This is a genomic window from Pseudomonas sp. XP2 (assembly GCF_053557975.1).
Genome location: NZ_JBNRIK010000019.1, coordinates 1 through 12846 on the forward strand (window position 1 = coordinate 1; position 12846 = coordinate 12846).

Annotated in this window: 12 protein-coding genes and 1 pseudogene; all 13 read right to left on the reverse strand. The window is 60.1% G+C overall.

Annotated features, from left to right (window positions below):
- Positions 1-220, reverse strand: a 220-nt coding sequence (locus tag ACK1VC_RS19360) for a toxin VasX (protein WP_449118020.1), incomplete at its 3' end; no start/stop codon positions are given.
- Positions 213-1136, reverse strand: coding sequence for a DUF4123 domain-containing protein (locus ACK1VC_RS19365; RefSeq protein ID WP_191087507.1), 924 nt, complete (start codon positions 1134-1136; stop codon positions 213-215). The genes ACK1VC_RS19360 and ACK1VC_RS19365, both read right to left, overlap by 8 nt.
- Entirely contained in the window at positions 1133-3301 is a 2169-nt protein-coding gene (locus tag ACK1VC_RS19370) for a type VI secretion system Vgr family protein (RefSeq protein WP_191087508.1), read from the reverse strand. Before ACK1VC_RS19370 ends, ACK1VC_RS19365 begins: the two co-directional genes overlap by 4 nt.
- 71 nt (positions 3302-3372) lie before the next feature.
- Positions 3373-3897: an Hcp family type VI secretion system effector gene (locus ACK1VC_RS19375; protein WP_023048048.1), complete on the reverse strand. Its 525-nt coding sequence runs from the start codon at positions 3895-3897 to the stop codon at positions 3373-3375.
- A 131-nt stretch (positions 3898-4028) separates the two neighbouring features.
- Positions 4029-4898, reverse strand: a complete 870-nt coding sequence (gene icmH / locus ACK1VC_RS19380; RefSeq protein ID WP_096425928.1) for a type IVB secretion system protein IcmH/DotU — start codon at positions 4896-4898, stop codon at positions 4029-4031.
- A gap of 1 nt (position 4899) precedes the next feature.
- Positions 4900-6237 (reverse strand): annotated as a pseudogene (tssK, locus tag ACK1VC_RS19385) (type VI secretion system baseplate subunit TssK).
- Positions 6238-6292: 55 nt separating this feature from the next.
- The gene (gene tssJ, locus ACK1VC_RS19390; RefSeq protein WP_023048046.1) at positions 6293-7090 is read right to left on the reverse strand and encodes a type VI secretion system lipoprotein TssJ; all 798 of its coding nucleotides are present in this window, start codon (positions 7088-7090) and stop codon (positions 6293-6295) included.
- Entirely contained in the window at positions 7087-7656 is a 570-nt protein-coding gene (locus ACK1VC_RS19395; protein WP_096425930.1) for an FHA domain-containing protein, read from the reverse strand. Before ACK1VC_RS19395 ends, tssJ begins: the two co-directional genes overlap by 4 nt.
- The gene (gene tssG / locus ACK1VC_RS19400; protein ID WP_096425931.1) at positions 7653-8669 is read right to left on the reverse strand and encodes a type VI secretion system baseplate subunit TssG; all 1017 of its coding nucleotides are present in this window, start codon (positions 8667-8669) and stop codon (positions 7653-7655) included. The genes ACK1VC_RS19395 and tssG overlap by 4 nt, the downstream gene beginning before the upstream one ends.
- Complete coding sequence (tssF, locus tag ACK1VC_RS19405; RefSeq protein WP_023048043.1) at positions 8633-10399, reverse strand: type VI secretion system baseplate subunit TssF; 1767 nt, start codon at positions 10397-10399, stop codon at positions 8633-8635. Before tssF ends, tssG begins: the two co-directional genes overlap by 37 nt.
- 3 nt (positions 10400-10402) lie before the next feature.
- The gene (gene tssE, locus ACK1VC_RS19410) at positions 10403-10813 is read right to left on the reverse strand and encodes a type VI secretion system baseplate subunit TssE (RefSeq protein WP_031312002.1); all 411 of its coding nucleotides are present in this window, start codon (positions 10811-10813) and stop codon (positions 10403-10405) included.
- Entirely contained in the window at positions 10810-12300 is a 1491-nt protein-coding gene (gene tssC / locus ACK1VC_RS19415) for a type VI secretion system contractile sheath large subunit (protein WP_102689612.1), read from the reverse strand. Before tssC ends, tssE begins: the two co-directional genes overlap by 4 nt.
- Positions 12301-12317: 17 nt before the next feature.
- Positions 12318-12821, reverse strand: a complete 504-nt coding sequence (tssB, locus tag ACK1VC_RS19420; protein ID WP_102689613.1) for a type VI secretion system contractile sheath small subunit — start codon at positions 12819-12821, stop codon at positions 12318-12320.
- Positions 12822-12846: the final 25 nt, after the last annotated feature.

Here is a 12846-nt window from a genome sequence, read left to right on the forward strand (position 1 = left end):
TCATGAACACGTAGACATAACCCGGGCGCAAAGCGCGCAGGGTGTAGGCAGAGTGTTGCAGCGGGGGGAAGCTTTGGTCCAAATTGAAACCCGCACTGGCATAGCGGCAGGCGGGTGTGTCGCCGGTGCGTGGCACGATGGCATAGCGCACCGGCAGGATGGGGATGCGTGCGCTGCAGGCAGGGCCGGAGGTGGCACTGCTGACACTGGCGTCATTCATGGGTGGGTTCCTTGCTTTCGATCAGTGCGTGCAGCTCGCGGAGGCGGCCTTGGGGTGACTCCTCTAGGTTGGTGTAGATCTTCCCCGCGTGGTCATCGGTCATGAGCCACCTGTGCCTGGCAACCAGCCTGATGAATTCCCCAGTGACTTCCTCATCGCCAAAGTTGAGGGCTTTCAGTTGCGGCAGCAGGCGTTCGATCCATTGCCGGATGTCGGCCAATGTGTGGGTGGCGTGTTGTGGCAGTGCTAACACCTCATGCGCCAACGTGAGCACGAAGTGCTCGTGCATGCCTGCTTGCAGCCGCTCAAGTTCAAGCTGGCGAAGGGGTAATGCAGGTTCCTGATAAGAGCGGGCAGTGGTCGGGCTGCGCTCGAGCTTTTTCCACGCGTGCACCGGCCCCCAGTTGATTCGCCAGGCCAGCGACGTCACAGGGCCAAGCCACGTAGCTGCATGGTCTTCATCCAGTGCATCCAGCCAGGCCGCAAGGTGGTCAGGTTTGAATTGGTAAGTGGCCAGCCCCTGGTCTGGAAGCGCGATCTGCACAAGGCTGGTGAAGTGGTCTGCCAACGGGGCAAGGCCGATCTCGGCATCCAGCGCGATGGCACCGCCAATGGGCATCCAGGTCGATATTGCATGGGCAAGCAGTTCGGGCGCTTCTGACACGTCTACCAGCAATGGTCCAAAGTCGTGACGGTCGTCCAGGGTGCTGCGCCTCCACAGCCAGGCGTGCTGGGTATTTCGGCTGATTTCATTGACGAGCTCGAGTACCGAAGGGGCATAGGCCGGGACCCGTTCGCCCTCTTGAGGTATTGGTCGGTAGGCCCAGTGCTCGAGCACGCGGGTCAACAGCAACATGAACCGAGCGTTATTTGCGAAGTGCTCGTCTGGCCGCGCATTTGAAAGGGCTGTTTTCATTGGCCTGGCCCTCTGATGCAGCGGCAGTCGGGCAAAGTGCAGGTGCCATCGGGCCGGCGTCCGCACTGGCGCTCCAGGGGCTTCCCATTGACCGGCGCGCCGCTGATGGAAAAGAGGTTGCTTGCCCCATCTGCCGACTTGAGCATCTGGCCGGTGATGCGAATCGTCGGGCTGTCCAGTGTGATGCCGGTTTCATCGATTCGAATGGAGCCCCCAGGGCCTTGGATGACCACTGCTTCCGATGCTCGAAGTTCATAACGGCGAGTACGTCTGCGGATTTCCCCTCGGGCTTCAAGCTCGGCATGCCCTTCGACCTGCTGCTCAAGGTTGCCGCCAATGCGGGTGTGGTGATTGGCTGTGATCTGGTCGTGGCGGTGATTGCCGATGGTTTCCACACGATCCTTGGCGATCTTGATTGTGTGGTTTTGACCGATGTCGAGCGTGGCGTCATGCCCGATGGTGACGTGCTCATCGTTGCCAACCGTTTCATTACGGTCGTGGCCGATCAGGATTGATTCGTCGTTATTGACCTGTTCTTTGCGGTCATTGCCTACCTGCGTATTCTCATCGTGCCTGACCACATTGTTCTGGTCCTTCTGGGCATGAATGAACACTTCCTCCTGACCCAGTTCGTCCTCAAAGCGCAGCTCATTGAAGCCATCGCCCTTGTGGGTCTGGCTCTTGATGGTCATGCGGGTCTTGTGGCGGGGAAGGTCATACGGCGGCAGCTGGTTGCCGCAGTAGGTACGGCCGGTGATCATCGGCTGATCGGGGTCGCCATTGACGTAATGGATGATCACGTCCTGGCCGATGCGCGGGATGGCCATCGAGCCCCAGCTGCCGCCGGCCCAGCCCTGGGATACCCGAATCCAGCAGGAACTGAATTCGTTGTCCTGGCTTTCGCGGTCCCAGGGGAAGCTGACCTTGACCCGGCCCCATTCGTCGCAGTAGATCTCTTCACCGGGTGGCCCGACCACAGTGGCCATGTGCGGGCCGTCAACGCGTGGTTTGGGCAACGGTGCCGGGCGCCACTCGGTTCTGCCCGGCACCAGTACCGCCTTTTGCTCGTATCGTGTGCTCTGGTCAGCCCCGGCAGCTTCTTCCTGCAGGCTGGTGAACTGGCTGCCTTCGTGGCTGACTGTGCTCACTCGCCAGTGCACATTCAGGTCTTCGCGCGGGTGGCCGGTCAGGGTGAAGCTCAGGCCCGGTTGCAGGCGTATATCGTCGCCTTGCACCTCGGCAATGCGCACGTCGTGGCGCAAGGCGGTGATGCGGTTTTCGGTGAACGGCTTGCCAACGGCATCGCGTTTGTAGCGGCCTGGGTAGTCGAAGCACTCATAGTCGGCGGACTGGTGCTTCAGATAGGGGCCTGAGGCCCTGTGTTCCTGGCGGTAGGCGGGGTGGGTGAAGGTGTAGTCGCGTTGAACCTGCCGTGCGGGACGCACCTGTTCGCTGTAGCGCAAGCGCCGCAGGCAGGGTTGGGGCTGGTCGCCGCCTCTGTTGGCGTGGTACAGCACTGTGTAGGGTTTGGTTGATTCATCGCCATCGACAAACCCTTCATCGATGATCTTTGCTTTAGCTGCGTTGCACTCGATGTGCCCCAATGTCAGCAGTCGGTCGGTGATGATCAGCTTGTGATGCTTTTCAGTGTGCTCGAACCGATAGACCAAACCTTCTTCAGCAGCGATGCGCGCAAAAAAGTCGAGATCGGTTTCGCCGGCCTGTACGCAGAATTCCCGCGGGTGATAGTTGAAGCCAGTTCCGAAGTGATACTGGGTGATGCCTTGTCGTTTCAGCATCATTTCGAGAATTTGCGGCGCGGTCTTGTGCTGGAAGATGCGCCAGTTCGAGCGCAGTCTGGCGCGGGCCAGTTGCGGCTCGACCAATGCGTGATAGTAAGTGCGGTGTAAGCCGCTCTCGCCCTGGCTGAAACTGCTGACCAAGCCGTGCACGTAGCGGACGGGGCGTTCACCATCGCAGATGGTGAACAGCACGGGCTTGTCGAGCAGGTGGCCGAAGTCGACATCGTGTTCGAAGCTGATGAGTTTCAGGGTCAACTTGAACGGTTGGCTGAGTTCCTCCTTGAGCTCGAACGACACCACTTCGAATTCAGTTTTTCCGACCACGGGCTGGAAGCTGTATCGCAAATCAGATTGGGTAGGCATAAGCAGTCCTTGTCCGCCGTCTGAAGTATCAGAAGTCCGGGCAGGCAAGCCTGCCCGGCTCCGCAGCTAGATCACACAGCTGTTTCTTTGGGCTTGCGCCAGTCGTCTGCACCTGCGGTACTTGCCGTAATGTGCTCCCACTCAATGCCGCGGTAGGCCATCGAGACTTTGAAGAACTGGGTGAAGTCGCTGTTGTCCTTGTCCTGCACGTGTGGCATTTCGAGGTCGATATCGATGATCACAGCGTCGATCAGCTTGGTCGTAAAAAAGCGTTCCTGGGTGCCTTCAACCGAGGTCCGATACCAGCTGAGCTCGACATTGGGCAGCATTTCTCCGCTGGACAGCGCGCTGTAAAGCAGCGGTACCGCCTTGTTCAGGGCACAGGTGAAAATCAACGGCCCGTGTACCCGTTGGCCGGCCGGCTGCCCGCTTTGCGGATCTGTGGGCACGGTGATGCGGTGATTGACTTCCTGCACCAGGATCTGGTCTTCGTGACCTTCTACGTAGATGTTGCCGACTGAGTCGGCGGTGAAGGCGCCTTTGGTGATGTTGCCTTGGGTCTTGCCTTCGATGGCGATGTAAGCGGGTGTTGGCATGGCAGTTTCTCCTGCGTCCATGTGGATTGACACGCGCACAACAGTGGCGTGGCCATCGGAAACGATGGGCTTTTCAACAAGGCCGAAGCCTCATCAATTCGTTGATTTCTGTTGGCCTGGATAACCGCGGCTTACTGCTGCAAGATGCCGTTGAGCGACTCCAGTACCTCGGTGGTAATCAGGTGCAGGCGATAGCTGTAGATGCCGTAAGCGACCGCCATGGCGATGGCCGAGATCACCAAAGGACTCCACCAGGGCCACTGCCGGTTCATGCGGAAATTGCGTGGGGCCACGTTGGTGTAGGGGTCGCAGACTTCTTCTGGCGTGGGGCCGCGCAGTTCGCGGATGATTTCGTGCAGTTGGTGAATCAGTGCGTTGAGTGTTTCTTCGCCTTTTGGCGCGAGCGCATACTTGCCTTTCAGCCCAAGGCACAGGGCGTAGTACATGAACTCCAGTACGTCCTGATAACGCGTGGGCTCCTGCATCAGGCGGGTAATCACGGTGAAGATTTTTTCCCCGCCCCAGGTTTCGTCGTGGAAGATGCTCAGCAGTGGCTCCTGGCTCCAGCAACTGCTCTTGCCCCAGGATCGTTCCATGACGGCCTCGTCTATGAACAGGCACAGGCCGTAGGAATACGCCAGCAACTGAGCGGGCTCGTAACCGTGCTGGCGCATTTCTTCCTGAATATTGTCGATCTGGTTACGTACTTGCTGGTGCACATCCTTGATGTTTGGCAGTTCGTCCAGCGTGCGCAGGCGTATGACCAAGCCGAACAACGGTGACGCGGCATCCAGCATCAGGTTGGCGAAGCCGCCCCGCAGCTGAAATTCCGGGTCGGCGGGGTAGCCTTCCGAGGCGGGCTCTGGTTCAGGGGTTGCCGTGGATGCTTGCGCATTGGTTGCCGTGGCCTGGGCGCTGGATGCCGGCTTTTTAAGGGTTGGATCAAGCGGGCTGACTTCAGCGTTTTTGTCATCGATGGGCGTTTTATTGTCTTCTCCCATTTCACTCACTCCTGATCGCCCAGAACTGCAGTTCAAGCCCTGGGAAATCGCCCGCAATATGGATGCCGAAGCCATTCGCCTTGGCCATGCATGCCCAGGCGGGGTCGCGCCGGTCCAGCTCGAAGTAACTGAAGCCCGCATGGAAGGGCAGGTCGCGTGGCGCCACCGGTAATGGCAACAGAGGGATACCCGGCAGTTGCAGCGGCACCAGGTTGCTCAGTGACTCAAGCGAGGTGATCTTGGCTTTCTGGATGAACATCTGGCGCAACGTTTGCGGTGGCAGGTCGGCGCGCACGGCGAGGATGAAGTCGGCTTCGTCGATCAGCCGACGGTCTTGTAGCGTGGTCGTCATCACGCCGAATTGTTCGCTTTCCAGCGGCAGTGAAACAGCGCGTGGCTGCAACACGGTGCTCAGGGACCGGCGCAGGGTGTCTTCCAGGGGCTTGAACGAGGCGCGCAGCGCAGTGTGGTGGTACGCGGGGTACTCTTGCGGCAGCCTGTTCTGGTCGGTGAAGGTGACGAATTCGCCACAGGCTTGGCTCATGCACAGGTACAGCTGCTCGGGGTGCGTTTGCGCTTGCCTGGCCAGATGCTGGAAACACGGCCACCAACGGTTCATTGCCTGCAGCAGGTTGAAGTCGCGGATGTCGGCGATACCGGACTGGCCCGAAGCGCCTATACGCGTGGCAAGGCCGCGCGCCCGCTCGCGCAACGTGTTGGTGATTTCGTCAAGGAACCGTTGCAGTGCCGGCACCGCCCGCACCGACACGCTGGTGGGGTAGAACGCTTCGTCCAGTTGCACGCTGCCGTCGGGGCGTCGTCCCAGAATACGTGCCAGGGCGAGGCGGGTGTAGGCGCTGCTGTCTTCGGTGGTGCGTCTGAGCTGCAGGTTGGGCACGGCAAGGTCTACCTGTACCAGGTCACCGTCAGCGGTGTGGGTATCCTTGATTTCCTGTGCCTGGGCGGTGTAGCGGAAGTTGGCGGCATTGTCGGGCCAGCTCACTTCGCGGCCGCCATTGGTGCGCAGCGGCAGGCACAGATACACCTCGCTGTCTTTACAGGCGTCGTCGTCGATTTCCAGTGGCGGCGGTGGAGGCAGGTCGGCGGGAATATCGAACACCGTCCCGTCCGGCATGACGCCCCGCGCCCGGGTGATGGCGATCTTGCCCAGGCTCAGGTATTCGTCGTTCAGCTGAAGTTCGCTGAAGCCTTAGAAGGCTGCATTGAGGCTGGCGAGGCGCTGGTGCAGGGCTGCTTCGCTGGCCCTGGCCGCCTGCTGGAAATGTTGTGGTTTGACGAACAGGCCTTCGGGCCAGAGGACGGGGTTACGTGAACTCATGGGCGCTCCGTGTCAGCGTGCGTAAGCAGTAAGGGCAAAGGGTGTCGAGGCGCCATCAGTCTTCTTCCTTGAGCAGGATGTGCGTGTCGTTGACCAGCACCGACAGCATGATCTGGCGGCCGCGCGGCGGAATGCGCAGCACTTGCCGCCAGGTGGCGTTTTCATGGCCTCGGTAGTCGCCAATCACCGCGACGAAGCGCGTTTCGGCGTGGATGGGCTCGAACGGGATGTACTTGAACTGGCCAGGGCGCAGCAGGTAGTCGTCACCACGGATGTAGGTACTGCGCAGTGCCTTGGCCGGGTCCTGGTCCAGCAGCTGGTACACCGTGTTGCGCAGCAGTGAGTCGTCGCGCAGTTGCAGGATCTTGATGGCGATAGGCGTGGCCACAGGCTCTGAGGTAACGGCCGTGGTGCGCGGCAAGGTCAGCACCACGGCAGGGTCGTCGTAGCTGCCAGGTGCGCCTTCTTCCAGGGGCGAGCGTGCCGGGTCGCTTTCGTCTTCGTCGTGCATTTCGACCGGGGACATCGCAGGAAATTGCACCTGCAGGTATTCGAACAGGGTCCCGATTTTTTCGGTCAGCGCATAGGGGTCCCCGGCACTCAGGGTCACTGCGTAGGGGCTGGGTTCCAGGGCCGGCTCCTGTTCGTCCGCTACGTCAAGGCTATTCGGATTGCCGTTGAGGGTAGGGCTGGCATTGATGCTGAACGCGACCTGGGTCGCATGATCCTTGGGCGGCCCGATGGGCAACGAAGGGTCCATGACGACCTGGCTCGCTCTGCTCAAAGAGGTGCAGCCGGTGAGCCCGACCAACGCAAGCAGCAGCGGCGCGATCAGTAGTGGATGACGCGTCATGGGTGTTCTCCTGCAATCAGGCGCTGCAGTGGGCATTCTCCGAATGCCTCGGCATCAGCCGCTGCGTCCAGCGCTGCCAGAGGGTCATTGCCCACGGCTGCCTTGAAGACCGAGCAGATCTCGACCGCTGGTTGAGGGGCAGAAGGATTTTTTGGCCAAGGGGTGGCAGGCTCTTCGGCTATCAGGCGGTCGAGCACCCTTTGGTCCGGGTTGAACAGGTCCTCCAGCGAGCGTGTGCAGGCTTGATCCTGGGCGTACTGAACCTGTAGCCGGTAAGCACCAATGCGAAGCTGGTCACCTTCAACAAGCCGCCTGGGTGCAAGCGTTTCCAGGCTGGTGGAGCTGTCATTAAGGTAGGTGCGGTGGCAGTGGTCGATCACGCAGAAGCTGCCTTCGAGCCAGCGTATTTCGCAGTGCAGGGGCGCAACGGTCTGAGCACGGTCATTGATCCGCCAGCTTGCCCGTTCGCTGCCGATGGTGCCGCCCTTGCAATCGAACCGGTGCCGGGCAGTAACGTCGTGCTGCAGTTGGTCGAGGTTGGTGATGCTCAAGGTCACTGAATTCATGAACGTCCCCGGAAGCGTACAATCGGGCTGATCTGGCCATGCCGATCATCGACGAAGCTGGTCCAGCCCAGGTAAGCGCCCTGGCTGCGGTGCAAGCAGAAGGGTGACAACGCGTTCTGTTTCAATCGCAGCTCCAGGTCGTAGGCCAGACCGTCACGCAGCAGAAAGTCGATCAGTGCGCGCAAACGGCCGAAGTTGATGCCGCTGGGCAACAAGTCCCGCAGCTGCGCCTGGTCGAGCTCGCTGATCACGATGGTGAACTTGCTGCTGCGGGTGCGCGTGCGGCTGCCGACCATGAACGTGCTGCCCAACTGCCCGTTGGCACGCCCCAGGGTTACAAGCTGCCTGGATGTGGTGGTGACTGAGCGCGTCTCGAACTCGCGGATTTGCACATGCTTGAGGTCGAAGCAGTGCGCAATGATGCCGGCCACAGTGCCCGGCGCACGGCTGCGGCTGGCGATCACCCCGGCAAAACTGAGCAGGCGGCTCCAGGGCAGCGCCGTGTCCCCTCGCAACTGCGCGTCGTTAAGCCCCAGCAGGGCAAACACATACTGCGAAAACCCGTCACTGGCACCCGGCTGGAAACGGATGTAGTAGCGGTACTTGCGCCATATACGGTGCAACAGGCTGAGCAGGTAGTGGTTGAAAAAGTCGAAGAAGGCCGGGCGTACACCGATGCCCTGCGCATGTTCATAGGCCACCTGTTCCAGGTAGTAGGTGGGCAGTGGCGAATCGGTGCCATGCAAGCCCAGAAACGTGGCAACGACGCGGTAGCGTTCTTGCTCAGCGGGCATCCTCTGGGCTTTGTACACGTCCGACACCGGGAAGCTCAGCCGTGGGTCGCAGGCCAGGCGCACCCGCCGCCGGGTGACTTCGTCTGGCCAACGGGGTTCGAGGTCATCGCCATGCAGCCCGTGTAGCCGCTCCAGCAACTGGAAGAAGTTGTACTGATGCGCCTCCGAGAGCAGCTTGTCGGCTAGATCAGCGGTTGCTTGCCGGTCTGTATTGGCCATGTGTAGTGCTCGTTATTGGTGGTGTTGATCACTTCCAGCTGATGGAAGGAGTTGATGCTGGCGTACAGGGCGAAGAAGTGGGCCAGCACGCAGCTGAACAGGTACAAGTCGCCTTCGCAGAGGAAGGCGGTCTGGTCCAGTTTCAGACGGGTGTGCAGGCCGCGAATGGGCTGCCCCTTGATCAGCCAATCCATGGGCTGTGTATGAATGTCGCGCATGCCGGCCAGGCGTTTACGGGTGGTGCGGGCCTGCTGGATGTCGTGCAGGGCCATGAAGTCGTAGGCGCGGATCACGGCTTTCAACGGCTCTACCGAGAGCAGGGACAGGTAGTTGAGCGACATGTTGGAGATCAATGCCCACTGCAACTGGCCGTCCAGCACCGGCCGACAGGGGCGGGTGGGCTTACAGAGATTGGTGTAGGTGGCCAGCGGGGGCGTCAGTTCGGTCAGGACGTTGATGTCATCGATGCCCAGCGCCAGCGGCAGGTCCCGATTGGTGCAGGTCAGGTCGATGGACGCGGTTTCCAGTTCGCCTATGTAGCTGTTGGCATCGGCGCGGACGAAGGCGATTCGATGCGTGACGCCATCGCCGCGCAGAGACTCTTCCAGCTGGCAGCGGTAGTACAGCGCTGTGCGCCCCTGAACCTGCTCGATTTCATGGGCGAACGACTCGAAGGGGCGGAAGGTTCGCAGCTGCTCACCGGTGTTCCCGTCAGTCGTCGTTCGGGTGCTGATGACCTGGTCGACACTGAAGATTTCGTAGCCGTGCGGCTCTGTGCCCTTGGGCTTCAGTGGAACAAGGGCCTCCTGGCCGGACAGGTCGATGGGCTCGGCGCTGTGCTGGAACAGGTTGACCGCAGGTGCGCAGAACAGGTTGAAATCTGCTCTGCCGACACGCAGCGTGTCGGGTAGCTGGCGGGTGAAGTGAAATTCGAGGCTTACCTGCTGGCTGTAGTGAGCTGGCCAGATTTTTTCCAGCCCGGTCACGCTGAAAAAATGGAAACGTTGGGGGAAGGCGAAGTATTCCTGCAGGATTCGGTAGCCATCAAAGACGTTCTGCGGGTAAGGCAGCAAGGCGTCGTCGGGGCTGAACCCCGGGAATGCGATGCTGTTTGCCGGCAGCCGGCGAACCTCGCCATTGATGGTCACGCTGACATGCTTGAGGTATTGAGAAACCCACAGGTAAAGCGTGCGCGCGCTGAGGGTATCGCCACTGAGGTAAAAGTCGAGGCTGGTACAGCCCAGGCTGTTCAACGGCCGCTCGACCAGTGTTTGAAGGCCGATGCAGACCACGGAACTGTCGAGTGTCTGGGTGGCGCCCACCGTGTCGATCTCGAACGGATGAATGTTGACCGCTGTGCAGGTGCGAAACTCGCAGGCCACACCGTCCACCCGTTTCGAGAACAGCCGCGACCCTCTTGGGATGCGCTGTGACTGGCTGAGGGATTGCCTGACCGGGCTGAACTGGATGATTGTCGCGCTGGGCAGGGGCCGCAAATAGTTCGGCCACAACAGCTGCAGCATGGGATGGGTCAGCTCTGGCAAGTCGTCTTCCAGCTTCAGCCGTAGCTTGGCGGTGAGGAACGCAAAGGCTTCCATCAGGCGTTCGACATCGGGGTCGCTGGCACCTTTGCCAAGCAACCGGGCAAGTTGTGGGTTGTCTTTGGCGAAGTCGTTGCCGAGTTCGTGCAGGTAACGCAGTTCTTCGCTGAAACTGTCTTTCAGTGACATCGGTCACCTCACTCGGGTGTAGCGGTTGTGCCCGTTGACCATCAGCTCGAGCTGCAGGTGCTCTGCGTGGTTGTTGACCTGGACCAGGCAATCCAGCCTGAAATGCAGCTCTAGCGGCGTATGAGCATCGGGCACTGCTTTGAGCGTGCGTATCTGTATGCGTGGCTCGAAGCGCTGTAGGGTGCGGCGGATATCCGCGCTCACCTGTACAAGCAGGTCGCCGTTGTTCACGTCATGCCCGTTGAAGTCGCGCAGGCCCAGCTCAGGGCTGCTCTGGGAGCACCCCAGGCGGGCATTCAGCAGCGTTTCGAGGTGGCACTTGATGGCGGCGAACTTGTGGGAAGCGCTCTCCCGTCGGGAAGGCTCCCGGCTGGTATCCTGATCCCGCATCAAACGATCAAAAAGACCACTCATTGCGTATCGAGCCGCCCGACCAGGGAGATTTCGAAATTCGCGCCCATGTACTTGAAGTGCGGGCGCACGGCGAGCGAAACCTGGTACCAGCCTGGGTCACCGGCAACATCCGAGACCTCGATTCTGGCGGCTCGAAGTGGCCGGCGGCTGCGAACGTCGGCAGATGGATTCTCCTGGTCGGCGACGTACTGCTTGATCCATTTGTTCAACTCGGACTCAAGGTCACGGCGCTCCTTCCAGCTACCGATCTGCTCGCGCTGTAACACCTTGATGTAGTGAGCCAGCCGGTTGACGATGAACAGGTAGGGCAACTGGGTACCCAGCTTGTAGTTGGTCTGAGCCTCCAGACCCTCGGGGGTTTTCGGGAAGTTCTTGGGCTTTTGCACCGAGTTGGCCGAGAAAAACGCCGCGTTGTCGCTGTCTTTGCGCATGGTCAGGGCGATGAAGCCCTCTTCGGCCAGTTCGAATTCCTTGCGGTCGGATATCAGCACCTCGGTAGGAATCTTGGCCTGCAACTGGCCGAGGGATTCGTACAGGTGAACCGGTAAGTCGTCGACGGCGCCGCCCGATTGTGGGCCGATGATGTTCGGGCACCAGCGGTAGCGGGCGAAGCTGTCATTGATGCAGCTGGCCAACAGAAACGCAGAATTGCCCCACAGGTAGTTGTCGTGCTGCCCGGCGATATCTTCGTCGTAGTTGAAGCTCTGGATCGGTTGTTCCTGCGGGTGGTAAGCGGAACGAAGCATGAAGCGAGGCCCGGCCAAGGCGACGTGGCGGGCGTCTTCGCTTTCACGAAATGCACGCCACTTGGCATGCCGTGGGCCGGCGAAGAGGTCTTTTATTTCCTTGAGGTTGGGCAGCTCCTCGAAACTGCTCAAGTTGAAGAACTCGGGGGCAGGTGCGGCAAGAAATGGAGCATGGGACATGGCGCCAACGGAGGCCATGTAACTCAGCAGCTTGATATCAGGGGAAGAGGGGCCGAAGTTGTAGTTGCCAACTATGGCCGCAACCGGCTCCCCCCCGAATTGGCCGTAACCTGCGGTGTAAACATGTTTGTAGATACCGCTGCAGGTAATGTCCGCAGCATTTTCGAAGTCGTCCAGCAGGTCCTCTTTACTGGCATGCAAGATTTCGAGCTTGATGTTTTCCCTGAAGTCCGTGCGGTCGACCAGAAGTTTCAGGCTGCGCCATGATGATTCGAGCTGCTGGAACTCAGGCTGATGCAGAATGGCATCCATCTGTTTGCCGAGTACCCGGTCGATTTCGGCAATCATCTGGTCGGCCCGGTGCTTGTTGATCAGTTGATCCGGGTCATTGCTTTTGAGGATTTCGGCAATGAACGCAGATACGCCCTGCCTGGCAACCTGGTAGCCCTCTTGAGCAGGTACCAATTTGGTTTCTGCCATGATCTGGTCCAGCAAGGAGGTACTGCCCAACGTGTCGGTCGTTGCGTCAGTGGTGATGGTGGTGTTGCTTGGCTTAGGCATGGGGACGCTCCGTTGTCTCAGTCTTTGTCGGGTGCTTCAAGCACCAGGTCCAGTTCTTGGGCGAGTTGTTTACGGGCCTGCTCGTTGTTAAGCAGGTGCTGCAGTTGCTTGCGGAAGGCGGGGACGTTGCCCAGCGGGCCTTTCAGGGCGACCAGCGCTTCACGCAGCTCCAGCAGCTTGTTCAGCTCAGGCACCTGGCGCGCGATCCGGTCCGGTCCGAAGTCGTTGATGGACCTGAACTGCAGGTGGACCGCCAGCTCGGCATCCGGGGCGGTGCTGAGCCTGGAGGGCACAGACACGTCCAGGCTCACGTCGGCGTCGTTCAACACGCTATTGAATGTGTGTTTATCAATGCGCACGACCTGGCGGTCCTCAAGCGCACGGCTGTCATCCAGGCCAAAGTCGCCCAGAACCAGCATCTTGTGGGGCAGCTCCACCTCAGCCTGCTCATTGCTCGTCGCGGGGACATACTTGATATTGACGCGTTCTTTAGGTGCGACGGATCCCGTGCTTTTAGACATCAGTACGTAACTCCCTGTTGAGTTG